Origin of the sequence: Nonomuraea sp. NPDC049646 (assembly GCF_044465525.1) — a bacterium.
GTDB lineage: Bacteria > Actinomycetota > Actinomycetes > Streptosporangiales > Streptosporangiaceae > Nonomuraea.
In genome coordinates, this window is the sequence record NZ_JBITLU010000008.1 from 328290 (window position 1) to 352587 (window position 24298).

General features: G+C 68.2%; 23 protein-coding genes and 1 pseudogene. 21 read left to right on the plus strand and 3 right to left on the minus strand.

The annotated features are described in order from the left end of the window. The first annotated feature begins 23 nt into the window (after window positions 1–23). The 17 genes from ACIBQ8_RS25620 (at window position 24) to ACIBQ8_RS25700 (ending at window position 17974) form a co-directional block, all read left to right on the plus strand. Complete coding sequence (locus ACIBQ8_RS25620; protein WP_397193136.1) at window positions 24–230, plus strand: DUF397 domain-containing protein; 207 nt, start codon at window positions 24–26, stop codon at window positions 228–230. Between the two features lie 183 nt (window positions 231–413). Continuing rightward, entirely contained in the window at window positions 414–1667 is a 1254-nt protein-coding gene (locus tag ACIBQ8_RS25625; RefSeq protein ID WP_352322514.1) for a geranylgeranyl reductase family protein, read from the plus strand. Between the two features lie 64 nt (window positions 1668–1731). Beyond that, a complete protein-coding gene (locus ACIBQ8_RS25630; protein ID WP_397172907.1) occupies window positions 1732–2127 on the plus strand; it encodes an NADH-quinone oxidoreductase subunit A in 396 nt (131 codons plus the stop codon). A 2-nt stretch (window positions 2128–2129) separates the two neighbouring features. Then, the gene (locus ACIBQ8_RS25635; RefSeq protein ID WP_352322512.1) at window positions 2130–2681 is read left to right on the plus strand and encodes an NADH-quinone oxidoreductase subunit B family protein; all 552 of its coding nucleotides are present in this window, start codon (window positions 2130–2132) and stop codon (window positions 2679–2681) included. A 98-nt stretch (window positions 2682–2779) separates the two neighbouring features. Continuing rightward, on the plus strand, window positions 2780–3385 hold the full coding sequence (locus ACIBQ8_RS25640) for an NADH-quinone oxidoreductase subunit C (protein ID WP_397173529.1): 606 nt from the start codon (window positions 2780–2782) through the stop codon (window positions 3383–3385). Beyond that, complete coding sequence (locus tag ACIBQ8_RS25645; protein WP_397172909.1) at window positions 3382–4707, plus strand: NADH-quinone oxidoreductase subunit D; 1326 nt, start codon at window positions 3382–3384, stop codon at window positions 4705–4707. The genes ACIBQ8_RS25640 and ACIBQ8_RS25645 overlap by 4 nt, the downstream gene beginning before the upstream one ends. Beyond that, window positions 4704–5360 carry an NADH-quinone oxidoreductase subunit NuoE gene (gene nuoE, locus ACIBQ8_RS25650; RefSeq protein WP_357692398.1) on the plus strand — a complete coding sequence of 219 codons (657 nt, stop codon included), beginning with the start codon at window positions 4704–4706 and terminating at the stop codon, window positions 5358–5360. Before ACIBQ8_RS25645 ends, nuoE begins: the two co-directional genes overlap by 4 nt. After that, window positions 5357–6649: an NADH-quinone oxidoreductase subunit NuoF gene (gene nuoF, locus ACIBQ8_RS25655; protein WP_352322509.1), complete on the plus strand. Its 1293-nt coding sequence runs from the start codon at window positions 5357–5359 to the stop codon at window positions 6647–6649. Before nuoE ends, nuoF begins: the two co-directional genes overlap by 4 nt. Then, complete coding sequence (locus ACIBQ8_RS25660) at window positions 6646–9033, plus strand: NADH-quinone oxidoreductase subunit G (RefSeq protein WP_397193137.1); 2388 nt, start codon at window positions 6646–6648, stop codon at window positions 9031–9033. Before nuoF ends, ACIBQ8_RS25660 begins: the two co-directional genes overlap by 4 nt. Further along, window positions 9030–10334 (plus strand): NADH-quinone oxidoreductase subunit NuoH, encoded by a 1305-nt coding sequence (nuoH, locus tag ACIBQ8_RS25665; protein WP_397172914.1) that lies wholly within the window; start codon window positions 9030–9032, stop codon window positions 10332–10334. Before ACIBQ8_RS25660 ends, nuoH begins: the two co-directional genes overlap by 4 nt. Next, entirely contained in the window at window positions 10321–10836 is a 516-nt protein-coding gene (gene nuoI / locus ACIBQ8_RS25670; protein WP_352357245.1) for an NADH-quinone oxidoreductase subunit NuoI, read from the plus strand. Before nuoH ends, nuoI begins: the two co-directional genes overlap by 14 nt. Further along, window positions 10829–11611 carry an NADH-quinone oxidoreductase subunit J gene (locus ACIBQ8_RS25675; RefSeq protein ID WP_352357243.1) on the plus strand — a complete coding sequence of 261 codons (783 nt, stop codon included), beginning with the start codon at window positions 10829–10831 and terminating at the stop codon, window positions 11609–11611. The genes nuoI and ACIBQ8_RS25675 overlap by 8 nt, the downstream gene beginning before the upstream one ends. After that, window positions 11608–11904, plus strand: a complete 297-nt coding sequence (nuoK, locus tag ACIBQ8_RS25680) for an NADH-quinone oxidoreductase subunit NuoK (protein ID WP_352322504.1) — start codon at window positions 11608–11610, stop codon at window positions 11902–11904. The genes ACIBQ8_RS25675 and nuoK overlap by 4 nt, the downstream gene beginning before the upstream one ends. 10 nt (window positions 11905–11914) lie before the next feature. Further along, window positions 11915–13828, plus strand: a complete 1914-nt coding sequence (nuoL, locus tag ACIBQ8_RS25685) for an NADH-quinone oxidoreductase subunit L (protein WP_397193138.1) — start codon at window positions 11915–11917, stop codon at window positions 13826–13828. Then, window positions 13828–15387, plus strand: coding sequence for an NADH-quinone oxidoreductase subunit M (locus ACIBQ8_RS25690; protein ID WP_397193139.1), 1560 nt, complete (start codon window positions 13828–13830; stop codon window positions 15385–15387). Before nuoL ends, ACIBQ8_RS25690 begins: the two co-directional genes overlap by 1 nt. Further along, window positions 15384–16973 (plus strand): NADH-quinone oxidoreductase subunit NuoN, encoded by a 1590-nt coding sequence (gene nuoN / locus ACIBQ8_RS25695; protein ID WP_397172918.1) that lies wholly within the window; start codon window positions 15384–15386, stop codon window positions 16971–16973. The genes ACIBQ8_RS25690 and nuoN overlap by 4 nt, the downstream gene beginning before the upstream one ends. A gap of 11 nt (window positions 16974–16984) precedes the next feature. Next, the gene (locus ACIBQ8_RS25700) at window positions 16985–17974 is read left to right on the plus strand and encodes a polyprenyl synthetase family protein (RefSeq protein ID WP_397172920.1); all 990 of its coding nucleotides are present in this window, start codon (window positions 16985–16987) and stop codon (window positions 17972–17974) included. Here ACIBQ8_RS25700 and rarD read toward each other — a convergent pair. Then, complete coding sequence (rarD, locus tag ACIBQ8_RS25705) at window positions 17936–18865, minus strand: EamA family transporter RarD (protein ID WP_397193140.1); 930 nt, start codon at window positions 18863–18865, stop codon at window positions 17936–17938. The two genes, ACIBQ8_RS25700 and rarD, sit on opposite strands and share 39 nt — an antisense overlap. A 169-nt stretch (window positions 18866–19034) precedes the next feature. On the opposite strand from rarD, the gene msrA reads away from it, so the two are divergent. Beyond that, window positions 19035–19697: a peptide-methionine (S)-S-oxide reductase MsrA gene (gene msrA / locus ACIBQ8_RS25710; RefSeq protein WP_352357232.1), complete on the plus strand. Its 663-nt coding sequence runs from the start codon at window positions 19035–19037 to the stop codon at window positions 19695–19697. A gap of 249 nt (window positions 19698–19946) precedes the next feature. Here the strand turns inward: msrA and ACIBQ8_RS25715 are convergent. Beyond that, window positions 19947–20984 (minus strand): annotated as a pseudogene (locus ACIBQ8_RS25715) (ATP-binding protein); the annotation flags it as partial. A gap of 1061 nt (window positions 20985–22045) precedes the next feature. Here ACIBQ8_RS25715 and ACIBQ8_RS25720 point away from each other — a divergent pair. Then, complete coding sequence (locus ACIBQ8_RS25720) at window positions 22046–22213, plus strand: hypothetical protein (RefSeq protein ID WP_397193141.1); 168 nt, start codon at window positions 22046–22048, stop codon at window positions 22211–22213. A 78-nt stretch (window positions 22214–22291) separates the two neighbouring features. On the opposite strand, the gene ACIBQ8_RS25725 is transcribed toward ACIBQ8_RS25720, so the two are convergent. Beyond that, on the minus strand, window positions 22292–22615 hold the full coding sequence (locus ACIBQ8_RS25725) for a hypothetical protein (RefSeq protein ID WP_397193142.1): 324 nt from the start codon (window positions 22613–22615) through the stop codon (window positions 22292–22294). Between the two features lie 124 nt (window positions 22616–22739). On the opposite strand from ACIBQ8_RS25725, the gene ACIBQ8_RS25730 reads away from it, so the two are divergent. Together ACIBQ8_RS25730 and ACIBQ8_RS25735 are read left to right on the plus strand one after the other, a co-directional pair. After that, window positions 22740–23216: a hypothetical protein gene (locus ACIBQ8_RS25730; RefSeq protein ID WP_397193143.1), complete on the plus strand. Its 477-nt coding sequence runs from the start codon at window positions 22740–22742 to the stop codon at window positions 23214–23216. A 563-nt stretch (window positions 23217–23779) separates the two neighbouring features. Next, window positions 23780–24289 carry a hypothetical protein gene (locus ACIBQ8_RS25735; RefSeq protein ID WP_397193144.1) on the plus strand — a complete coding sequence of 170 codons (510 nt, stop codon included), beginning with the start codon at window positions 23780–23782 and terminating at the stop codon, window positions 24287–24289. Window positions 24290–24298 lie beyond the last annotated feature (9 nt).

Consider the following 24298-nt stretch of genomic DNA (forward strand, 5'->3'; position numbering starts at 1 on the left):
AGACTCGGGAGGTGGTCCGTCCGATGAGCGGCCTTACTGTCTCGCCGGGCGGATGGCGCAGGAGCAGTCTCAGCGCGGTCGCCGGCGGGTGCGTCGAGTTCGCCCGACACACGACCGGCGAGGTGCTGTCGCGTGACTCGAAAGACCCCTCGGGTCCGGTCCTGACCTGCACGCCCGGAGAGTGGCGGGCGTTCGTCGGCGGAGTGCGCAACGCCGAGTTCGAAGTCTGACGTTCCCGTGCCCGGCCCTTCGTTGACGACGGAGGGCCTTCTTGTGTCCAGGATCCGTACCCCGACTGCCACTATGTACAGGAAAAGCAGTAGACTGCGGGCCGACAAGTTTGTGAAGGGGTTCACAAAGGAACGAAGGCGCAAGACCCCGAGGCCTTCGAGCGTGTAGGACAGGACAGTCCAGTGACCGTGCCACCAGCCATACAGGCTGACGCCGACGTCATCGTCGTCGGCGCCGGTCCCGCCGGTTCCGCAACCGCCTTTTACCTCGCTCAGGCCGGTCTCGACGTGCTGCTCCTGGAGAAGACCAGGTTCCCCCGCGAGAAGGTCTGCGGCGACGGCCTGACGCCACGTGCCGTCAAGCAGTTGCTCAACATGGGCGTCGACATCGACGCGCCCGGCTGGATCAGGAACAAGGGCCTGCGCGTCGTCGGCGGCGGCCTCCGCTTCGAGCTCGACTGGCCGCAGCTGGAGCGCTTCCCCGACTTCGGCCTGGTCCGCACCCGCAAGGACTTCGACCAGATCGTCGCGGCCAACGCGGTCAAGAACGGCGTGCGCCTCATGGAGGGCGTCACCGTGACCGGGCCGGTGCTCGACGACCGCAGCGGGCACATCGTCGGCGTGCGCACCAAGGACGGCGCGACGTACCGCAGCCGGGTGGTCGTGGCGGCCGACGGCAACAGCACCCGCCTGGCGATCGGCATGGGCCTGCACAAGCGGGAGGACCGGCCCATGGGCGTGGCCGTCCGCACCTACTTCGAGAGCCCCCGCCACGACGACGACTACCTGGAGACCTGGCTGGAGCTGTGGGACGGCGACACCCTGCTGCCCGGCTACGGCTGGGTGTTCGGGGTCGGCGACGGCACCGCCAACGTCGGGCTCGGGCTGCTCAACACCAGCGCCCAGTTCGGCAACATCGACTACCGCGACCTGTTGAAGCGCTGGTGCAGGGCCATGCCGGCCGACTGGGGCTTCACCGAGGAGAACATGACGGCCCCCATCCGCGGCGCCGCTCTCCCGATGGCCTTCAACAGGCAGCCGCACTACACGCGGGGTCTTATCCTCGTGGGTGACTCCGGCGGGTCCATCAACCCGTTCAACGGCGAGGGCATCGCCTACGCCATGGAGACCGGCGAGATCGCCGCCGAGATCATCGCGAAGGCACTCAAGGACACCACTCCCGCACAGCGCGAGCGGATCCTGAGGACCTACCCCCAGGTGATGAAGGACGCCTACGGCGGCTACTTCACACTAGGGAGGTTGTTCGTCGAGGCGATTGGGAAGCCGGGTGTGATGAGCTTCGGGACCAGGCACGGCCTGCCTCACCCGAGGCTGATGCGCTTCGCGCTCAAGCTCCTTGGTAATCTCACCGACCGGCGAGGCGATGCGTCCGACATGATCATCAACGCTCTCTCGAAGGTCGCCCCACCAGCATGATTCCCACGACAGACACATCAAGCTGCGCGCCCGCGCGCGCGGCGACTCCGGAGGAGGCGTAGCGATGGACCTTTACGTGCCCATCCTGGTGCTCGCCGTTCTCGCGGGGGGCTTCGCGATCTTCTCGGTCGCCATCGCCCCCTTCACCGGTCCCAAGCGCTGGAACCGCGCCAAGCTTGACGCCTATGAATGCGGCATCGAGCCGACGCCCCAGCCGGTCGGTGGCGGACGGTTCCCGCTCAAATACATGATCACCGCGATGCTCTTCATCGTGTTCGACATCGAGATCATCTTCCTCTACCCGTGGGCGGTCTCCTTCGCGCCGCTGAAGAACGACGCCGGCGCCGTCATCTCGTCCGGCCTCGGACTGTTCGCGCTGGTCGAGATGCTGCTGTTCATCGTCACCGTGCTCGTCGCCTACGCGTACGTGTGGCGCCGCAAGGGTCTGGACTGGGACTGAAAATGGGACTTGAAGAGAAACTCCCCAGCGGGTTCATCCTCAGCACGGTCGAAGCCGCCGCAGGATGGGCGCGGAAGAGCTCGGTGTGGCCGGCCACGTTCGGCCTCGCATGTTGCGCCATCGAGCTGATGGCCACCGGTGGCCCCCACTACGACCTGGCGCGCTTCGGCATGGAGCGCGCTTCGGCGTCTCCCCGCCAGGCCGACCTCATGATCGTCGCCGGGCGCGTGTCGCAGAAGATGGCGCCCGTCCTGCGGCAGATCTACGACCAGATGGCCGAGCCCAAGTGGGTCATCGCCATGGGCGTGTGCGCCTCCAGCGGCGGCATGTTCAACAACTACGCCATCGTGCAGGGCGTCGACCACGTCGTGCCGGTCGACATCTACCTGCCCGGCTGCCCGCCGCGGCCGGAGATGCTGATCGACGCGATCGTGAAGCTGCACGACAAGATCCAGAACATGAAGTTCGGCGCCCACCGCGCCAAGCAGATCGAGGACCTCGAACTGCGGGCGCTGCGCACGCTGCCGCTGATCGACCAGGGGGCCGGAAAGTGACCTCGCCCGACCACCTTCCCGGGAGCCCGGAGAGCGGGGAGGCCCCCGAGGCCGCCTCGGTCCCGGCCGTCCCCGAGGCGCCCGTCGCCCGGCACGGCATGTTCGGCGCGCACGACTCCGGCGACACCTCCGGCTACGGCGGTCTCGTCGTGCGCCGGGCGCCGCAGCTCTCGACCCCCCGCCCGTACGGCGGCTACTTCGACGAGCTGGTCGACGCCCTCGCCCTCGACGACGCCATCGAGCGCGTCGTGGTCGACCGCGGCGAGCTGACCCTGCACGTCCGCCGCGAGCGCCTGGTGGAGGTCTGCCAGAAGCTGCGCGACGACCCGGCCCTGCGTTTCGAGCTGTCGCTCGGCGTCTCCGGGGTGCACTACCCGCACCTGAAGGGCGAGGAGCTGCACGCCGTCTACCACCTGTGCTCGATCACCCACAACAGGCGCGTGCGCCTGGAGGTCAGCGCACCGGACGCCGACCCGCACATTCCATCGACCGTGGGCGTTTACCCTGGTCATGACTGGCATGAGCGGGAGACGTACGACTTCTTCGGAATCGTCTTCGACGGCCATCCGTCACTCACCCGGATCATGATGCCGGATGACTGGGACGGTCACCCGCAGCGCAAGGACTACCCGCTCGGCGGCATCCCGGTCGAGTACCGGGGCGCCACCATCCCCTCGCCGGACCAGAGGAGGTCTTACTCATGAGCACCGCTTATGACGAGGCGACAGAGGGCAAGGTCTACTCGGTCACCGGCGGAGACTGGGACGAGGTCGTCGGCGGCGCGCGCGACACCGAGGAAGAGCGCCTGGTCGTCAACATGGGCCCGCAGCACCCGTCCACGCACGGCGTGCTCCGCCTGGTCCTGACGCTCGACGGTGAGACGGTCACCGAGGCGCGCAGTGTCATCGGCTACCTGCACACCGGCATCGAGAAGAACATGGAGTACCGGACGTGGACCCAGGGGACCACGTTCGTGACCCGCATGGACTACCTCTCGCCGATCTTCAACGAGACCGCGTACTGCCTGGGCGTGGAGAAGCTGCTCGGCATCACCGACCGCGTGCCCGAGCGGGCGCAGGCCATCCGCGTGATGATGATGGAGCTCAACCGCATCGCCTCGCACCTGGTCGCGATGGGCACGTTCGGCATGGAGCTGGGCGCGACCACGCCGTTCCTGTTCGGCTACCGCGACCGTGAAATGATCATGGACCTGTTCGAGTACATCACGGGTCTGCGCATGAACCACGCCTACGTCAGGCCGGGCGGCGTCAGCGTCGACCTGCCCGCGGGCGCGGTCGACAAGGTGGGCGAGTTCCTCAAGGAGATGCCCAAGCGGATCAAGGACATCCGCAAGCTCCTCGACGAGAACCCCGTCTACGTGCGCCGCACCAGGGACGTGGGCTACCTCGACCTGACCGGCTGCATGGCGCTCGGCATCACCGGCCCGATCCTGCGCGCCGCCGGGCTGCCCTGGGACCTGCGCAAGTCGCAGCCCTACTCCGGCTACGAGACGTACGAGTTCGAGGTCGCCACCGAGCGCGGCTGCGACGTCTACTCGCGCTACCTCGTGCGCATGCGGGAGATGGAGGAGTCGCTCAAGATCATCGAGCAGGCTCTCGACCGCATCGCCGGCCCGCTCAAGGGCGACCCGGTCATGATCGAGGACAAGAAGATCGGCTGGCCCGCGCAGCTCGCGCTCGGCCCCGACGGCTTCGGCAACTCGCCCGACCACATCGCGCACATCATGGGCAGCTCGATGGAGGCCCTGATCCACCACTTCAAGCTGGTGACCGAGGGCTTCCGGGTCCCGGCCGGCCAGGCGTACGCGAGCATCGAGTCGCCCAAGGGCGAGCTCGGGGCGCACGTCGTCAGCGACGGCGGCACCCGCCCGTACCGCGTGCACTTCCGCGAGCCTTCCTTCTGCAACCTGCAGGGCTTCCCCGCCATGGCGGAGGGCGGCCAGGTCGCCGACGTGATCGCCGCGGTGGCTTCTATCGACCCCGTCATGGGAGGTGTGGACCGGTGACTTATTCACCGGAAGTCCGCGAGCGTCTCGAACAGGACGCCAAGGAGATCATCGGCCGCTACCCCAAGACGCGGTCCGCCCTGCTGCCGCTGCTCCACCTCGTGCAGTCGGCCGACGGCTACGTCTCCGACGACGGCAAGGAGTTCTGCGCCGAGATGCTGGGCCTGAGCAAGGCCGAGGTCACCGGCGTGGCCACCTTCTACACGATGTACAAGCGCAAGCCGGCCGGCGACTACCACGTCGGCGTCTGCATCAACGCGCTGTGCGCCGTCATGGGCGGCGACCAGATCTGGGACGAGCTGTCCGAGCACGTCGGCGTCGGCCACGAGGAGACCACCGGCGACGGCAAGATCTCGCTGGAGCGCCTGGAGTGCAACGCGGCCTGCGACTTCGCCCCGGTCATGATGGTCAACTGGGAGTTCTTCGACAACCAGACCCCCGCCTCGGCCAAGCAGCTCGTCGACGACCTGCGTGACGGCAAGGACGTGCGGCCGACCCGCGGACCGAAGAAGCTCTGCACCTTCAAGGAGGCCTCGCGCGTGCTCGCGGGCCTGCCCGACGACCAGGCGGGCGACGGCCCGTCGGCCGCCGGCCCCTCGCTGGAGGGCCTGAAGGTGGCCAAGGCCAACGGATGGAAGGCCCCCGAGGCATGAGCACCACACTGACCCCGGTCCTGACCGCCAACTGGGACCAGGCCGACTCCTTCACCCTCGACGGCTACGGCGGTGACTACAAGGCGGCCAAGAAGGCGCTGGGCATGGACCCCGACGCCGTCATCCAGGCGGTCAAGGACTCTGGCCTGCGCGGCCGCGGCGGCGCTGGCTTCCCCACCGGCATGAAGTGGGGATTCATCCCGCAGGGCGACGGCAAGCCCCACTACCTCGTCGTCAACGCCGACGAGTCGGAGCCGGGCACCTGCAAGGACATCCCGCTGATGATGGCCAACCCGCACTCGCTGGTCGAGGGCGTCATCATCACCGCGTTCGCGATCAGGGCCAACTACGCCTTCATCTACGTGCGCGGCGAGGTGCTGCACGTCATCCGCCGGCTGCACGCGGCCGTGCGCGAGGCGTACGAGAAGGGCTTCCTGGGCGAGGACATCTTCGGCTCCGGGTACAACCTGGAGCTCGTCGTGCACAGCGGCGCCGGCGCGTACATCTGCGGCGAGGAGACGGCGCTGCTCGACTCGCTGGAGGGCTTCAGAGGTCAACCGCGACTCAAGCCCCCGTTCCCGGCCGTGGCGGGCCTGTACGCCTCGCCGACTGTCGTGAACAACGTCGAGTCGATCGCCAGTGTTCCCTCGATCATCAGCAACGGCGCCGACTGGTTCGCCTCGATGGGCACCGAGAAGTCCAAGGGCTTCGGCATCTTCTCCCTCAGCGGCCACGTCACCAGGCCCGGCCAGTACGAGGCCCCGCTCGGCATCACGCTGCGCGAGCTGCTCGACATGGCCGGCGGCATCCGCGAGGGGCACCAGATCAAGTTCTGGACCCCGGGCGGCTCGTCCACGCCGATCTTCACCGACGAGCACCTCGACGTGCCGCTCGACTTCGAGGCCGTCGGCGCCAAGGGCTCGATGCTCGGCACCCGCGCGCTGCAGATCTTCGACGAGACCACCTGCGTGGTCCGCACGGTGCTGCGCTGGACCGAGTTCTACGCCCACGAGTCCTGCGGCAAGTGCACGCCGTGCCGCGAGGGCACGTACTGGCTCAAGCAGGTGCTCAAGCGCCTGGAGAAGGGCCAGGGCACCGAGGAGGACCTGTCCACGATCACCGACATCGCGGACAACATCCTCGGCCGCTCGTTCTGCGCCCTCGGCGACGGCGCGACCAGCCCGATCCACTCCTCGGTGAAGTACTTCCGCGAGGAGTACCTCAAGCACTTCGAGATCGGCGGCTGCCCGTTCGACCCGAAGAAGTCCACTCTCTGGGGTGAGCAGTGACCGTCGTAGAAACAGAAACCACCCTGGTGACCCTCACCATCGACGGGTTCCAGGTCAGTGTCCCCAAGGGCACCCTGATCATCAGGGCCGCCGAGCTGCTGGGCATCCAGATCCCCCGGTTCTGCGACCACCCGCTGCTCGACCCGGCGGCCAACTGCCGCCAGTGCCTCGTCGACATCCCCGACGCGGGCAACGGCCGCGGCTTCCCCAAGCCGCAGCCGTCCTGCGCGATCGAGGTCGCCGAGGGCATGGTCGTGCAGACCCAGCTCACCTCGCCGGTCGCCGAGAAGGCGCAGCGCGGGGCCATGGAGCTGCTGCTGATGAACCACCCGCTCGACTGCCCGGTCTGCGACAAGGGCGGCGAGTGCCCCCTGCAGAACCAGGCCATGTCGAACGGCCAGGGCGAGTCGCGCTTCCAGGAGCAGAAGCGCACGTTCCCCAAGCCGCTGCCGCTGTCCACGCAGGTGCTGCTCGACCGTGAGCGCTGCGTCCAGTGCGCCCGCTGCATCCGCTTCTCCGACCAGATCGCCGGCGACCCGCTCATCGAGTTCTTCGAGCGCGGCGCCAAGGAGCAGGTCCGGGTCGCCGACGGCAAGCCGTTCAACTCCTACTTCTCCGGCAACACGGTGCAGATCTGCCCGGTCGGCGCGCTCACCGGCGCGGCCTACCGGTTCCGGGCGCGGCCGTTCGACCTGGTCTCCACGCCGAGCGCGTGCGAGCACTGCGCGTCGGGCTGCTCCCTGCGCACCGACCACCGGCGCGGCCGGGTCACCCGCCGCCTGGCGGGCAACGACCCGCAGGTGAACGAGGAGTGGAACTGCGACAAGGGCCGCTGGGCCTTCTCCTACGCCACCCAGCCCGACCGGCTCAAGACGCCTCTGGTGCGCAACGAGGAAGGCGTGCTCGTGCCCGCCTCGTGGCCGGAGGCGCTGGCGGTCGCCGCCGAGGGGCTGGCCGCCGCCCGCGGCAGGGCCGGCGTGCTGGTCGGCGGCCGGGTCACGGTCGAGGACGCCTACGCCTACAGCAAGTTCGCCCGGGTCGCGCTCGGCAGCAACGACATCGACTTCCGCGCCCGTCCGCACTCCGCCGAGGAGGCGCAGTTCCTGGCGCACGCGGTCGCCGGCAAGGGCATCGAGATCAGCTACACCGACCTTGAGAAGGCTCCGGCCGTGCTGCTCGTCGGGTTCGAGCCCGAGGAGGAGTCGCCGATCGTCTTCCTGCGCCTGCGCAAGGCGTGGCAGAAGAAGGGCCTGAAGGTCACCGCGATCGCGCCGTTCGCCTCCGCCGGGCTGGCCAAGATGGGCGGCACGCTCATCGCCACCGCCCCGGGCGCCGAGGCCGACGCGATCGGCGACCTGGTCGGCACGCTGGCCGAGGGCACGATCGTGCTGGCCGGCGAGCGGCTGGCCACCGTGCCGGGCGCGCTGTCGGCGCTCGTCCGCCTCGGCGCCGGCTCCGGCGTCCGGCTGGCCTGGGTGCCGCGCAGGGCCGGTGAGCGCGGCGCGCTCGAAGCCGGCGCGCTGCCCAACCTGCTGCCGATCGGCCGTCCCGTGGACGACGAGGCCGCCAGGACCGAGGTCGCCAGGGTCTGGAACGTGGGCTCGCTGCCCGCCGTGCCCGGCCGCGACACCGACGGCATCATCGCCGCGGCCCGCGCCGGTGAGATCGACGCGCTGGTCGTGGCCGGCGTCGACCCGCACGACCTGGCCGACCCGGCCGCCGCGCTGGAGGCGCTGGAGAACACGCCGTTCATCGTCAGCCTGGAGATCCGCGCCAGCGCCGTCACCGACCGCGCCGACGTGGTGCTGCCGGTCGCGGCGGTGCAGGAGAAGGGCGGCACGTTCGTCAACTGGGAGGGCAGGGGCCGCTCGTTCGATGCGCCGCTGCGCGTGCCCGGCATCCAGAGCGACCTGGCCGTCATCGGCAACCTCGCCGACCGCATGGACGTGCACCTCGGCCTGCCGGACGCCAAGGCCGTCCGGCGCGAGCTGGCCAGCCTCGGCGCCTGGCGCGGGGCCCGCGTCGCCGCGCCGAGCACCGCCACCCGCGCCCAGGCCGCCCCGGCGGCCGGCCAGGCGCTGCTGGCGACCTGGCACCTGCTGCTCGACGAGGGCAGGCTCCAGGACGGCGAGCCGTACCTGGCCGGCACCGCCCGCGCCACCGAGGCGCTGGTGTCGGCGGCCACGGCGGCCGAGATCGGCGTCATCGACGGCGACAAGCTCGTCGTCGGCGGCCCCGGCCCCAACGCGGTCACGCTGCCGGTCCGCGTCGCCGACCTGCCCGACCGGGTGGTCTGGGTGCCGGCGAACTCCGGCGGCTGCTCGGTCACGCGCGACCTGCGCGCGCTGGCCGGCGACATCGTCACCATCGGGAGCGCATCATGACCCACGTTCTCGCGGCCGATCCCACCCTTGCCGACTTCGGCAAGGACCCGCTGTGGATCACCATCATCAAGGCCGTGATGCTGTTCGCCTTCCTGATGCTGGGCATCCTGTTCGGCGTCTGGTACGAGCGCAAGCTGATCTCGCGGATGCAGCACCGCTACGGCCCCAACCGGGCCGGCAAGTTCGGTCTGCTCCAGTCGGTGGCCGACGGCATCAAGATGGGTCTGAAGGAGGACATCTTCCCGCGGACCGTGGACAAGGTGCTCTACCTGCTGGCCCCCGTGATCATGGTCGTGCCGGCGTTCCTGGCCTTCTCGATCGTGCCGTTCGCGCCGATGGTCAACCTGTTCGGCGTCCAGACGCCGCTGCAGCTCGTCGACCTGCCGGTGGCGGTGCTGTTCATGCTGGCCATGGGCGCCATCTCGGTCTACGGCGTGGTGCTGGCCGGCTGGTCGTCGCGCTCGCCGTACGCGCTGCTGGGCGGTCTGCGGTCGGCGGCGCAGGTGGTCTCGTACGAGATCGCGATGGGTCTGTCGTTCGTGGCGATCTTCCTGTTCGCCGGGACGCTGTCCACCTCCGAGATCGTCAAGGCGCAGGGCGAGCAGGGCTGGTTCGTCTTCCTGCTGATCCCGTCGTTCGTGATCTACGTGATCTGCATGTTCGGCGAGGCCGCCCGAATCCCGTTCGACCTCCCCGAGGGCGAGGGCGAGCTGGTCGGCGGCTTCCAGACCGAGTACTCCTCGTCCCTGAAGTTCGCCCTCATCATGATGGGCGAGTACCTGCACACCTTCACCGCCTCGGGCATCGCGGTCACCCTGTTCCTGGGCGGCTGGCGGGCCCCGTGGCCGATCTCCATGTGGGACGGCGCCAACACGGGCTGGTGGCCGGTGCTGTGGTTCTTCATCAAGTTCGTGCTGACCTTCAGCTTCATCGTGTGGGTGCGTGCCTCGCTGCCGCGCGTGCGCTACGACCAGCTCATGTCCCTGGGCTGGAAGGTGCTGATCCCGGTGAACCTGGCCTGGATCCTGCTCGTCGCCGCGGCTCGCAACGTGGTCGTCAACGAGGGCAACAAGACGGTCGGCATCGTGATCGGCGCGGTCATCGTGGTCGGCGCGCTGGCCATCTGGATGCGGTTCGACACCGTCAACCAGCGGCGCAAGGAGGCGCGCAAGGCCGAGGTGGAGGCCGAGTTCGAGCAACTGTCCGACGAGCCGACGGCCGGCGGCTTCCCTGTGCCGCCGCTCGATCTGCCGCACTACCACGGGGTGCAGCACAAGGAGATTCCCAGTGGGACTAACTGATTGGCTGAACCCCGTCAAGGGCTTCGGGGTCACCTTCCACACGATGTTCAAGAAGCCCGTCACGACCAACTACCCGGAGGTCAAGAAGCCGACGGCTCCTCGCTTCCACGGTCGTCACCAGCTCAACCGCTGGCCGGACGGGCTGGAGAAGTGCGTCGGGTGCGAGCTGTGCGCGTGGGCGTGCCCGGCGGACGCGATCTACGTCGAGGGCGCGGACAACACCGACGAGGAGCGCTTCTCGCCGGGTGAGCGTTACGGGCGCACCTACCAGATCAACTATCTGCGGTGCATCCTGTGCGGCCTGTGCATCGAGGCCTGCCCGACCCGCGCGCTCACCATGACCAACGAGTACGAGCTCGCCGACAGCAGCCGCGAGAGCCTCATCTACACCAAGGAGATGCTCCTCGCGGACCTGACGCCGGGCATGGAGCAGCCGCCCCACCCGATGCGGCTCGGCGAGACCGAAGAGGACTACTACCGGCTGGGACGAACCAATGGGTGAGACCATCACATTCTGGGTTCTCGCCGTCGTATCGGTCGGCGCGGCGCTCGGCATGGTCTTCAACAGGAAGGCCGTCTACTCGGCGCTGATGCTCGGCACCGTGATGCTCTGCCTCGCGGTGCTCTACGCCGTCCAGGACGCGCCCTTCCTCGCCGCGGTGCAGATCATCGTCTACACCGGCGCCATCATGATGCTGTTCCTGTTCGTGCTCATGCTGGTGGGCGTGGACTCCTCCGACTCCTTCGTGGAGACGCTGAGGGGTCAGCGCTTCTGGGGCGCCCTGGCGGCCCTCGGCTTCGCCGTCCTGATCATCCTGGCGGTGGGCAACGCGATCTTCTCCGGTGAGGCGGGCCTCGCGCAGGCCACGGCGCAGGGCGGCTACGTCCGCTCGATCGCGCTGCTGCTGTTCACCAAGTACGTCTTCGCGTTCGAGGTCACCTCGGCCCTGCTGATCACCGCCGCCCTGGGCGCGATGGTCCTGGCGCACCGGGAGAAGTTCACCGAGAAGGCCACGCAGAAGGACCTCTCGCGCGCCCGGTTCCTCGGCGAGCGTCCCTCGCCGCTGCCCGGCCCCGGCACCTACGCCAGGAACAACGCCATCGACATGCCGGCGCTGCTGCCCGACGGCTCGGTCGCGGAGTCGTCGGTCAACCGCTACATCGCCCGCTACGACGTCGAGCACGGCCACCTCCCCGAGGACCCGAAGCTCGCCGAGGCCATCAAGCACACGGCCGAGGATGACGCCGAGGAGACGACCAACGAGGTGACCAAGTGACGACCCACTACCTGATCCTGTCGGGTGTGCTGTTCGCGATCGGCGCGCTCGGCGTGCTGATCAGGCGCAACGCGATCGTGGTGTTCATGTGCGTCGAGCTCATGCTCAACGCCTGCAACCTCGCGTTCGTCACCTTCGCCAGGCAGAACGGCAACCTGGAGGGCCAGATCATCGCGTTCTTCGTGATGGTGGTGGCCGCGGCCGAGGTCGTCGTCGGCCTGGCCATCATCGTGACGATCTTCCGAACCCGCAGGTCCGCGTCCGTCGACGACGCCAACCTGCTGAAGTACTAAGAGGTGACTGATGCAATCTGAAATCGCTCAGATCACCCCTCACGTCGGCGGTGTGATCGGGAACGCCTGGCTGATGATCGCTCTTCCGCTCGTGGGGGCGTTCATCCTGCTGGTGTTCAACAAGTTCACCAACCGCTGGGGCCATCTGCTGGGCGTGGTCATGTCGCTGGCCTCGTTCGTGGTGGCGGTGCTCGCGTTCTTCGAGCTGATCGGGTTCGGTGCGGAGGAGCGCCGCCGGGCGGTGCACCTGTACGAGTTCATCCCCGGCATGGTCGACATGGGTCTGCTCATCGACCCGCTGTCGATCAGCTTCGCGCTGCTCATCACGGGTGTCGGATCGCTGATCCACATCTACTCCATCGGGTACATGTCGCACGACGAGCACCGGCGCAGGTTCTTCGCGTACCTGAACCTGTTCGTCGCCGCGATGCTCCTGCTGGTGCTGGCCGACAACTACGTGGGCCTGTTCATCGGCTGGGAGGGCGTGGGCCTGGCCTCGTACCTGCTGATCGGGTTCTGGCAGTTCAAGCCCTCGGCGGCGGTCGCGGCGAAGAAGGCGTTCGTCGTCAACCGCGTCGGTGACTTCGGCCTGCTGGTCGGCATGTTCATCATCTGGACGTCGTTCGGCACCCTGGCCTTCAAGGACCTCGGCGCGAAGATCGGCTCCGGCGCCGCCTCCGACGGCACCATGCTCGCCATCGGCCTGCTGCTGCTCCTCGGCGCGTGCGGCAAGTCGGCGCAGCTCCCGCTGCAGTCCTGGCTCCTCGACGCCATGGAGGGTCCGACGCCCGTGTCGGCCCTGATCCACGCGGCGACCATGGTCACCGCCGGCGTCTACCTCGTCGTGCGCTCGGGCGCGTTCTTCTTCCCCGAGGGCTCGGGCGCGGCGCTCGCCGTCGCCATCGTCGGCGCGGCCACGCTGCTCGCCGGTGCGATCATCGGTTGTGCGAAGGACGACATCAAGAAGGGCCTGGCCGGCTCGACGATGTCGCAGATCGGCTACATGATGCTCGGCGCGGGCCTCGGCCCGGCGGGCTACGCCTTCGCGATCGGCCACCTGATCACCCACGGCTTCTTCAAGGCCGACATGTTCCTCGGCGCCGGATCGGTCATGCACGGCATGAACGACGAGGTGAACATGAGGAAGTACGGCGGCCTGCGCAAGTTCATGCCGATCACGTTCGTCACGTTCTTCATCGGCTACCTGGCGATCATCGGGTTCCCGCTGCTGTCCGGCTACTTCACCAAGGACGGCATCATCGAGACCGCGGTCCACCACCAGCCGATCCTGGGCTGGCTGGCCGTGCTCGGCGCGGGCATCACCGGCTTCTACATGTCGCGGATGGTCTTCATGACCTTCTTCGGCCAGAAGCGCTGGGCCGACGACGCCCACCCGCACGAGTCGCCGCTCGTCATGACGGTGCCGCTGATGATCCTTTCGCTGGGCGCGCTCGGCCTGGGCGCCTACCTGGTGCTGGGCGGCAGGCTGTACGACTTCCTGCGGCCCGCCGTGGGCGGCGAGGCGGAGGCCCCGAGCTTCCAGTTCGCCAGCACGCCCGGTCTGGCCACCCTCGCGCTCGTCGCCGTCGGCGTGGTCTTCGCCTGGATGAGGTACGGCCGGGCAGAGGTGCCCTCGGTGCAGCCGCGCGGCTCCTTCCTCACCACGTTCGCCCGCCGTGACCTGTACGGCGACGCCCTCAACGAGTCCCTGTTCATGCGTCCCGGCCAGTGGCTGACCCGCATCGCGGTGTTCTTCGACAACCGCGGCGTCGACGGGCTGGTCAACGGTCTGGCGGCAGGCATCGGCGGGAGCTCGGGTCGCCTGCGCAGGCTCCAGACGGGCTTCGCGCGAACGTACGCGCTGTCCATCCTGATCGGTGCCGCCCTGCTGACCGGCGCCCTGCTCCTCGTTGGGAACATCTGATGTCACCCTGGCTCCCGATACTCATGGCGGTGCCCGTTGTGGGCGCCATCGTGGTGGCCCTGCTTCCCAAGGGCGGCGACAAGCTGGCCAAGCAGGTCACGCTGGCGGTCTCGCTGCTGACGATGGTGCTGACGGGCGTCATGGCCGCCGGGTTCAAGCCCGGTGGCGAGCGCTTCCAGTTCAAGGCGGAGTACGACTGGATCCCGAGCTTCGGCGTGAAGTTCGGGGTCGGCGTCGACGGCGTCGCGCTGGTGCTGATCGCCCTGTCGGTCGTGCTGGTGCCGATCGTCGTCCTGGCCTCCTGGCACGACGCCGACGGCGTCAGGACCGCCGACGGCACGCTGATCACGCCCAAGCGGTCGGTCAAGACGTACTTCTCGCTGCTGCTCGTGCTGGAGACGATGATGATCGGCGTCTTCGCGGCGACCGACGTCTTCCTCTTCTACGTGTTCTTCGAAGCCATGCTGATCCCGATGTACTTCATGATCGGGTCGTACGGCGGCGCCCAGCGGTCGTACGCGGCCGTCAAGTTCCTGCTGTACTCGCTCTTCGGCGGCCTGCTCATGCTGGTCGCGGTCATCGGCCTGTACGTGCTGGCGAACAAGGGCACGTTCATGTTCGAGCCGCTCGTCGGGGCCATCAAGGACCCGACGACGCAGAAGTGGCTGTTCGGCGGCTTCTTCATCGCCTTCGCCATCAAGGCGCCGCTCTGGCCGGTGCACACCTGGCTGCCCGACGCGGCCGCCCAGGCCCCGGCCGGCGCCGCCGTGCTGCTCGTGGGCGTGCTGGACAAGGTCGGCACGTTCGGCATGCTCCGCTTCTGCCTGGAGCTGTTCCCCGACGCGGCCAAGGCGTTCACGATGCCGATCGTCGTCCTGGCGGTCATCAGCATCATCTACGGCGCGATCGTGGCCATCGGCCAGACCGACATGAAGCGGCTCATCGCCTACACGTCGATCTCGCACTTCGGCTTCATCGTGCTCGGCGTCTTCGCCATGTCGTCGGTCGCCCAGTCCGGCGCGGCCCTCTACATGGTCAACCACGGCTTCGCCACGGGCGCGCTGTTCCTCGCCGCCGGGTTCCTCATCGCGCGGCGCGGCTCGCCGTTCATCGCCGACTACGGAGGCGTCCAGAAGGTCGCCCCGGTGCTCGCCGGCTTCTTCCTGGTCGCCGGTCTGGCCGGTCTCTCGCTGCCCGGACTGTCGTCCTTCGTCAGCGAGTTCATGGTGATGATCGGCACGTACTCCAGCGAGGCGCACGGCTCCGGCGCGCTGACGGTGGCCGCGATCATCTCCGCGGTGGCCGTCATCCTGGCCGCCGTCTACATCCTGTGGATGGTCCAGCGGACGCTGAACGGCCCGACCGCCGAGCCGGTCAAGGCGTTCAAGGACCTCAACGCCCGGGAGATCTGGGTGCTGGCGCCGCTGGTCGCGCTGATCGTCGGGTTCGGCTTCTTCCCCAAGCCGCTGCTCGACGTGATCAACCCGTCCGTGCAGCAGACGCTGACCAACGTGCACGTACCCACTGCCACCATCGCTGAGAAGGGGACAGGTCAGTGAACGACGTCATCCAAGCGCCGACGATCGAGTACGGCACGCTGGCGCCGTTGCTGATCATCTTCGGCGCTGCCTGCATCGGCGTGCTCGTCGAGGCGTTCGCGCCCCGCTACCTGCGCAAGTCCATCCACGTCCCGCTCACGCTGCTCAGCCTGATCGGCGCGTTCGCCCTGGTCATCCTCCAGGTCATGCGCGGCGTGCCCACCCAGGCCGCCGCCATGGGCGCGGTCGCCGTGGACGGTCCCGCGCTGTTCATCTGGGGCGTGATCATCGTCCTGTCGTTCGTGTCGGTGCTGCTGATCAACGACGAGGGCCACTTCGTGGCCTCGGCGGCGGCCGTGCCGGGCAGCGCGGACGAGGAGGAGGCCGAGGCGGCCGACAACGGCGCCGGGCAGACCGAGGTCTACCCGCTGGTGCTGTTCGCGGTCGGCGGCATGCTGCTCTTCCCGGCCTCGCACGACCTGCTGACGATGTTCGTGGCCCTTGAGGTCATGTCGCTCCCGCTGTACCTGCTGTGCGGCCTGGCCCGCCGGCGCCGCCTGCTCTCGCAGGAGGCGTCGATGAAGTACTTCCTGCTGGGCGCGTTCTCCTCGGCGTTCTTCCTGTACGGCACCGCCATGATCTACGGCTACGCGGGCACCGTCTCGCTGCCCGGGATCAACGCCGCCCTGGCCAAGGGCGCGCTGCTCGACCCGCTGCTCATGGCCGGGCTCGCGCTGCTCGGCGTCGGCCTGCTGTTCAAGATCGGCGCCGCGCCCTTCCAGGCGTGGAAGCCCGACGTCTACCAGGGCGCCCCGACCCCCATCACCGCTCTCATGGCCTCCGGCACGCTCGTCGCTGCCGTCGGCGCCCTGCTGCGGGTGTTCTGGGTCGGTCTGGGCAACCTGGACTGGAACTGGCGGCCGGTCATCTGGGCCGTCGCGGCCCTGACGATGATCGTCGGCTCGATCCTGGCGATCACGCAGACCGACATCAAGCGCATGCTGGCCTACTCCTCCATCGCGCACGCGGGCTTCCTGCTCGTCGGCGTGATGGCGACGTTCGGCTCGGCCGGGCAGAACGCCCAGTCGCTCAAGTCGATCCTGTTCTACCTGGCGGTCTACGGCATCACCACGGTCGGCGCGTTCGCGGTGGTCACGCTGGTGCGCGACCCGGGCGGCGAGGCGGGACACCTGTCGCGCTGGGCCGGGCTCGGCAAGCGTTCGCCGATGCTCGCCGGGGTGTTCGCCTTCTTCCTGCTCGCCTTCGCCGGAATCCCGCTGACCAGCGGCTTCTTCGGCAAGTACGCCGTGTTCGCGGCCGCGCTGAACAGCGGCACGCAGCCCGGCGACTCGATGGGCGGCTGGATGGCCGGCCTGGTCGTGGTGGGCGTGGTGGCCTCGGCCATCGCCGCGTTCTTCTACGTCCGGGTGATCGTGCTGATGTTCTTCAGCGAGCCCGCGGCCGACGGCCCGGCGATCGCGGTGCCCAGTATGGGGACCGTGGCCGTCATCGCCGTTTCCCTGCTGGTTACCGTAGGAGTGGGCCTCTACCCGGAGACCCTCCTCGGTGTCGCCAACGACGCCGCTTCGGCTCTGTTCATTAGATAAGGGGATCTCGTATGTCTGCGCCGCCCGTGGTTGACCTTCCCATTGAGGACGAACGGTTGGCGCAGGACGTGGCCACCGGATTGGCCGCGGTCGAGAAGCTCCTGCGCTCGTCGGTGGAGAGCGAGGACGCCTTCGTCACGGAGGCGTCCAAGCACCTCATCGAGGCGGGCGGCAAGCGGTTCCGCACCCTGATGGTGCTGCTCGCGGCCCAGTTCGGCGACCCGTCCGCGCCGGGTGTCGTGCCCGGCGCGGTGGTCATCGAACTGACCCACCTGGGCTCCCTCTACCACGACGACGTCATGGACGAGGCCCCGGTGCGCCGAGGTTCGCCCTCGGCCAACGCCCGGTGGGACAACACCGTGGCGATCCTCACCGGCGACTACCTGTTCGCCCAGGCCTCGGACCTCCTGGCCGACCTCGGCCCCGAGCTGATCCGCATCCAGGCCCAGACGTTCTCACGCCTCGTCCAGGGGCAGATCCGCGAGACGATCGGCCCGCGCGACGGCGAGGACCCCGTCGGCCACTACCTGAGCGTCCTGGCCGACAAGACGGGCTCGCTCATCGCCGCTTCCGGCCGGTTCGGCGCGCTGCTGTCCGGCGCCCCCGCCGACGTCGAGGAGCGGCTGAGCCGCGCCTGCGAGGCCGTCGGCGTGGCCTGGCAGCTCGGCGACGACCTGCTCGACGTGGCCTCCTCGGGCGCCCAGTCGGGCAAGACGCCCGGCACCGACCTGCGGGAGGGCGTCCGTACCCTGCCGGTCCTCTACGCGCTCACCAGCGGCGAGCAGTCGCGGCTGACCGAGCTGCTGTCCGGCCCGGTGCCGGAGGAGCACGTGGAGGAGGCGCTCACCCTGCTGCGGGCCCACCCGGCAATGGAGCGGGCCCGCGCCGAGCTGACCGCGTGGGTCGACCGGGCCCGCGTCGACCTGTCCGCCCTGCCCGACATCCCGGCCAGGGCGGCGTTCCTAGCTCTCTGCGACTACGTGGTCGAGCGTTCGGGCTGACCGCCTGACCCGGGCGGCCGTCCGTGCCGCCCGGAGGCTGTCGTAGGTGAAGATGGCCAGGGCCAGCCACACGATCGAGAACCCGATCCACCGGCTGGGCGGCATGACCTCGCCGGCGATCGTCACCCCCACCACGAACTGCAGGATCGGCGCGATGTACTGCAGCACCCCGACGGTGCTCAACGGCACCCGGATCGCCGCCGCGCCGAAGAAGATCAGCGGCACGGCCGTGATGATGCCGGCCCCCACCAGCAGCAGCGCGTGCCCGAGGCCCTCCTGCCCGAACGTGGCCTGCCCCGCGAACTCCAGATAGATCAGGTATCCGAGCGCCGGCAGCAGCAGCACCAGCGTCTCGACGGCCAGGCTCTCGGTGGCGGCCACGTTCGCCTGCTTCTTGGCCAACCCGTACACGCCGAAGCTGACGGCGAGCGTGAGCGCGATCCAGGGGAGCCTGCCGTAGTCGAGGGTCAGCACGACCACCGCCAGTGCCGCGAACCCGACCGCCGTCCACTGCAGCGGACGCAGCCGCTCCCGCAGCACCAGCACCCCGAACAGCACGCTGACCAGCGGGTTGATGAAGTACCCGAGGGCGCTCTCGACCACGTGACCGGTGTTGACCGCGTAGATGTAGGTGCCCCAGTTGACGGTGATGACGAAGGCGGCGATCGTCAGCAGGATGAGCTTGCGCGGCTGCCGGGCCAGCTCCCTGAACCAGCTCCAGTGCCGGCGCACGGCCAGCACGACGGCGACGGCGACCAGGGACCAGACCATCCGATGAGCCAGGATCTCCACGGCTCCGGACGGTTTGAGCAGCGGCCAGTACAGGGGGAACAGCCCCCACATGGTGTAGGCGGCGATCCCGAACAGTACACCGCGCCGAAGGTCAGGCATGTAACCCATTTTCGGGCCTTACCAGCTTAAATACAAATGTGTGTCACTATACGGGAATGTTTAGGCATCCTTAACTGTTCGGGCGTTGTGTAGGCGCAATCCCGCCACCCACGTCACGCCGCCGCCCGCGACGTTGCGTAGGGTGGAGACACCTGATGGAGGTGGCACGATGGGCTGGCTGTTCGGCGGCAACAAGACATCGATGGTCCGTCCCGAGGACGCTCTGCCGGGCCGCTCGGAGGCGATGCCCGTGCCCGCGCGGCACGCGGTCCTCGACGCCCCGCTCGCCCCGCCGTACCCCTCGGGCCTGGAGGTGGCCGACTTCGGGCTGGGCTGCTTCTGGGGGGCCGAGCGCAAGTTCTGGCAGACGCCAGGGGTGGTGACGACCGCCGTCGGGTACCAGGGCGGCTACACGCCCAACCCCACGTACGAGGAGGTCTGCAGCGGCCTCACCGGGCACACCGAGGCCGTCCGGGTGGTGTTCGACCCGGCGCAGGTGTCGTACGAGGAGCTCCTGAAGGTCTTCTGGGAGGCCCACGACCCGACCCAGGGCATGCGGCAGGGCAACGACACCGGCACGCAGTACCGGTCGGCGATCTACTACCACTCGCCGGAGCAGGAGAAGGCGGCGGAGACGTCCCGCGCCGCCTACCAGCAGGTCCTCACCCAGGCCGGCTACGGCACCATAACCACCGAAATAGCTCAGGCCAAGCCCTTCTACTACGCCGAGGACTATCACCAGCAATACCTGTACAAAGTCCCCAACGGGTACTGCGGCATCGGTGGAACGGGCGTCGCCTGCCCCGTCGGTCTGACCTCCGGCGAAGCCTGACCTGCCGAACGCGGGCCGTGCCGCCAGGACGGCCCGCCTTCGGGGACACATGAACCCGGTCCATCAGGACGTGGAAGACGCGGTCCACAATGCGGATAGTGGAAGAGCGCGCATGCGGTTCCCGAAGGGGAGCGTTTCCTGGCCCGCGTACAGGACGTACCCGGCCATGAGCCGGTCGCCCAGTTTGCGGGCCAGATGCTGCAAGCCTCTGAAGTCATCGGCACGTACGGTTTCGGTCGCCTTGACTTCGATGCCGATTATCTCGCCAGAGGCTCGTTCGAGTATGCCGTCGACTTCGACCCCATCTCTATCTCGGTAGTGATAGAGCTGTACAGGCTCCTCGGACCACGTGAGCTGGCGGGCCAGCTCGCCGAGGGCGAAGTTCTCGATCAGCGGGCCCACGGGTGCCGTTATGTCGGACACGCGGGACGGGGTCAGGCCTGCCAGATGGGCGCCAAGTCCAGAGTCGACCAGCAGCAGTTTGGGTGTCGCGATCGCGTGTGTGGTCACGTTGGATGACCAGGCCGGAATCCGTCTGATGACGTACACCAGGTCGAGCAGGTCGATATAGCGCTTCACGGTGTTTCGAGGCAGCCCGAGATCGCGGCTGATGTTGTCGATCACAGTCAAGCCGCCCATCCGTCCAGCGAGGATGTTGAGCAGATGCCGCATATCGGCGGGTCGCTCGATATCGGACATCTGCTTGACGTCTCGGTTGATCAGATCGGAGATGTAGGACTCGAAGAAACGGGCTCTTCTGCGATGGGACGGGCGGTGGACGGCCTCCGGATAGCCCCCGCGTAGCGCGCGATGCAGGTAGTCGGGACGACGCAGTCCGGTAACCGCGACCTTGAGATCAGGACCTTGCCGGAATGCCTCGTCCACGAAGCTGTCGTCGCTCCGTTCGATCTCCCCCTGGGAGAGCGGCCAGAGTTCGATTGTCTCGGATCTGCCAGGCAGCGCGTCCGGCAAGTCCCGGAGGCCCAGAAGCGGGGCGGATCCCGTCAGCAAGAAGCGCCCTGGCCGTGGATCGGCGTCTACTTCCCGCTTGATGGAGAGAAGGAGATCCGGTACGCGCTGGATCTCATCGATGAGAAGGAGTCCGTCATGATGCACGACCCCATCGGGGTCCTGTCGCGCCGCCGCGCGTACGGCTGCCTGATCCAGGTAGATCTCGCCGGGTCCTGCCGTCTGACGCACGATCGCCTGGGCCAGAGTGCTCTTGCCGACCTGCCGGGCGCCATTGATCACCACCACACGGGTGTCGGTGAGGGCTGCCATCGCCATGGCCCCCGCGCGACGCGAGAAGAGCGCGAGTTCATCCGTGTCGACGGTGCGGAGAATACTCCCGCACCGACAGCTGATGATGGCAGATTTGCCGTACGGTCCTTGGCGGATCTGCCGCAGCTCTAATGGCGGGTCTGCCGAGCAGCGGCCCGGTTTTCCGGTGGGAAGTGTGGGAGGGGACGCCGAACAAGATTGCGAGATGTTCGCCCCGACCTCGGAGAGGCTCTGTCAAGGGTGCCGTCCACTTCAGCCTTACGCCACAGGACGCGCGGAAGCCGTCCAGAGGGCGGACCCCGTTGTGAGTGCCCGGGTGGGCGGCATTTGATGCCTGCTGACCTCGACCGTGTCACCGCATGGGGCGTGACCGAGCCCGTCGGCTGGATTCCCGCCGACCGCTACCTCGCAGAGCTGGCCGAGAACATGTACCGGCCGGAGTGGACGTGGATCGCCGAGGTCGGCGAGCGAGTCGTGGAGCGTTGTGGCGGGGGCCGAGGGACAGCGCGCACCCGGTGGCGCTTGACTGCCTCGATGTGGATCCCGCGGTGGGTGAGCGTACCCCCGTCGCCGCCGAACTGATCAGGGCCGCGCTGGCCGTGTTCCCACGGCCCGTGCAGTATGCGATCAAGGTGGTCGGCGGTTGGCGTGCGGATCCGGCCACCTCGGCGGCTGTGGAGTGGCGGCGGGCGGCGGCGCGCGGCCGGCCTCACCCAGGAGGTGGAACGGCTGCAGTTCAAGTGGACGCCGGCCGACGGGGTACCCACGGTGGGCGGGGCGCTGCGTTTCGTCGAGGCGTCCGATGAGGAGTTCCTGGCGGTGTTCGCGAGGATCGCCGAGGGCAGCCTGGACTTCCAGACCCGTACGAGCGTGGCGGCCAAGGGCGTGGACGCGTCTGCGCGCGAAGAGATGGACTTCTATCTCGGTGCGCCGGGCAAGCGGGAGTGGTGGCGGATCGCCTGTACGCCCGAGGGCGAGGTGGCAGGCATGGCGATCCCGTCGGCGACACCGTACAGCGTGAACGTGGGGTATCTCGGGGTGGTCCACGTATCCGCGGGCGCGGATACGTGGACGAGATACTCGGCGAGATCACCCGCATACGCGCGGCCAACGGAGCGCCGCGCATCACCGCCACCACCGACATGGGCAACGCGCCGGTGGCGGCCGCGTTCCTGCGTGCCGGTTACCGCAACACGGAAATCCGGATCAACCTCTCCAACGACCACCAGCCCTAAGGTCTTGTCGCCCGAAGCGGAGTGTCACCGGCGGTACCTGTACAAGTTCCTAACGGGCACGCCGCCAAATCCTGAAGCTCAGCAGTGCTCCTCGACGAGCAACAGGCGCTCACCGCTCGGCCGTGCCCACTCCGTCACCTCGATGGCCACACCGGGTTCACTCCCGGAGTGGCTGTATCGGTGCCGCTGGCGCTCTCGCTCCGCAGGAGAGTCCGCCCACGTAACCGGCCCCGACATCCGCCAGGAGCCCATGCGTACCGAGCGGTCAGCGAACAACTCGGCTGCGCGTTGGGCGCTGGTGCCATAGGTACGCCCGACGACCCGCGTCCACTCCTGGCCCGTGTCGTCCCACAGCCGGTCATTGAGACGGCGATTGTGGTTGCCGCCCTTCCGTTTCGCCACGGTGCCACCTTAGATCCGGAGAGACGTCTCCGGCTCTGGGCGATCACCAGTGCCTTGCCGAAGGTCGTGGGTGGCTCGGGGAGGAGGCGGGCGGAGCGCGCGTGTCCGGGAAAGTGAGGGGATCATGGTTCGCATCGCTGTGTCCGGTCATCGAGGCTTGCCGGAGGAGACCGCCGTTCTGGTTGACGGGGCGGTACGTGAGGCGCTTGCTGAGTACGGTCCTGGAGTCGCCGGGTTGTCCTGTCTGGCGGATGGGGCTGATCAGATTTTCGCTCGTGCGGTGCTCGATCTCGGTGGTGTGCTGGAGGTTGTGATCCCGGCCAAGGAGTATCGGGACGGGCTGCCGGGGGAGTGCCATGCTGCGTACGACGAGTTGCTGGGCCGGGCGGTCCGGACTCACCGGCTGGACTTTGTGGAGTCCACCGCGGAGTCGCACATGACGGCCAGCGCGAGGATGCTGGACGACGCCGAGGCGTTGTTCGCCATCTGGGACGGGCAGCCGGCCCGAGGCTACGGCGGCACTGCTGACGTCGTGGCCGAGGCACGGCGACGGGAGGTGCCCGTACGGGTGATCTGGCCCGATGGAGCTCGACGAGAGTAGGAGTTCCTGGATGGGCGCTTGACGCGTCTCCAGGCGAGCTCCTGGACCTAGACATGATCTTTCTAGGCCCAGAGGCACAGGGCCCCATCGGTTCTCGCCTGCTTGCCGAGGTGCGCTCCTGTGAGCGGTGGCGATTTGTTGGCGGGCTACCTCGGCCCAGAATGCCTCTCCGTGGCGGTGGCCGCTTCTGGCATGGTGTCGTTTGCTCATCGTCACGGTCTTCTCCGGGGCGGGAGGCGGGGTGCCGGTGATCAGCCCGCCTTGCTCGGCGTGAGGTCGGCCAGGGCCTGCCGAATGTCTCCGAGTCTGATGACAGGTGTAGATCAGGCGGCGCAGAACAACTGACCGCGCTCCGGCCAGGGGATCACGCCGCCGCGCAAATGCAGCCCTACGATCGCCACTGCATTGCCGGCCGTCGCAAATGACGGGGGGCGTTCGACGATCCGGTGCTCAGTTTCTCAGCGCCGGCTCACCCAATATCGACCACCTGTCCGTACTTCCAGCCGTATCCCGTAATCCCATAGCGTCGTTTCACTCGCGACCTCATCGACAGGAGCGCACACATGAGCGCCATGCACGACTACTACCGGGCTCCCAATCGCGCCACCGCAACTTGGCGGCCGAGCGAGTTACGGGCACCGGCCAAACCCCTCTCCGACGCTCCGGCGTTCGACGTCGTGGAAACCAAGTGGATCGATCCCACCGGGTCCCTCGGCGAACTCGTGGCCGTCATCAAGGGCGTCCCCTACTCGAACGATCTGGTCGAGACCGTCACCTTGTTCCCGCCGCCCGAAGGGGCGCCGAAGACCGAAGACGAATGGCTGGCGCTGCCGGAGGATTCGCCCTATCGCGAGGGGCCGGAGATCGATGAACTCTCGGTGAGCGTGCGCGATGCACTGGCCGAGGTCGATGACGACCGCCTGCCCGAAATTGCCCGGCGATGGATGAAGGAGGATGTCTATAGCTTCCACGATGGCGACTACGTGCTTGATCTGGTGAAGGAATTCGTCGCGCTGGCGCGAAGGGCCAAGGAGAGCGATGAACTGCTCTACTGCTGGTGGATTCCCGGCTAGTCATGATCC

Excerpts from the sequence above, each read along its gene's own strand:
- ACIBQ8_RS25620 (WP_397193136.1), top strand. The coding sequence starts at position 24 with ATGAGCGGCCTTACTGTCTCGCCGGGCGGATGGCGCAGGAGCAGTCTC.
- ACIBQ8_RS25630 (WP_397172907.1), top strand. The coding sequence starts at position 1,732 with ATGGACCTTTACGTGCCCATCCTGGTGCTCGCCGTTCTCGCGGGGGGC.
- ACIBQ8_RS25635 (WP_352322512.1), top strand. The coding sequence starts at position 2,130 with ATGGGACTTGAAGAGAAACTCCCCAGCGGGTTCATCCTCAGCACGGTC.
- ACIBQ8_RS25640 (WP_397173529.1), top strand. The coding sequence starts at position 2,780 with ATGTTCGGCGCGCACGACTCCGGCGACACCTCCGGCTACGGCGGTCTC.
- ACIBQ8_RS25645 (WP_397172909.1), top strand. The coding sequence starts at position 3,382 with ATGAGCACCGCTTATGACGAGGCGACAGAGGGCAAGGTCTACTCGGTC.
- nuoF (WP_352322509.1), top strand. The coding sequence starts at position 5,357 with ATGAGCACCACACTGACCCCGGTCCTGACCGCCAACTGGGACCAGGCC.
- nuoH (WP_397172914.1), top strand. The coding sequence starts at position 9,030 with ATGACCCACGTTCTCGCGGCCGATCCCACCCTTGCCGACTTCGGCAAG.
- ACIBQ8_RS25675 (WP_352357243.1), top strand. The coding sequence starts at position 10,829 with ATGGGTGAGACCATCACATTCTGGGTTCTCGCCGTCGTATCGGTCGGC.
- nuoL (WP_397193138.1), top strand. The coding sequence starts at position 11,915 with ATGCAATCTGAAATCGCTCAGATCACCCCTCACGTCGGCGGTGTGATC.
- ACIBQ8_RS25690 (WP_397193139.1), top strand. The coding sequence starts at position 13,828 with ATGTCACCCTGGCTCCCGATACTCATGGCGGTGCCCGTTGTGGGCGCC.
- ACIBQ8_RS25700 (WP_397172920.1), top strand. The coding sequence starts at position 16,985 with ATGTCTGCGCCGCCCGTGGTTGACCTTCCCATTGAGGACGAACGGTTG.
- rarD (WP_397193140.1), bottom strand. The coding sequence starts at position 18,865 with ATGCCTGACCTTCGGCGCGGTGTACTGTTCGGGATCGCCGCCTACACC.
- msrA (WP_352357232.1), top strand. The coding sequence starts at position 19,035 with ATGGGCTGGCTGTTCGGCGGCAACAAGACATCGATGGTCCGTCCCGAG.
- ACIBQ8_RS25730 (WP_397193143.1), top strand. The coding sequence starts at position 22,740 with ATGGTTCGCATCGCTGTGTCCGGTCATCGAGGCTTGCCGGAGGAGACC.
- ACIBQ8_RS25735 (WP_397193144.1), top strand. The coding sequence starts at position 23,780 with ATGAGCGCCATGCACGACTACTACCGGGCTCCCAATCGCGCCACCGCA.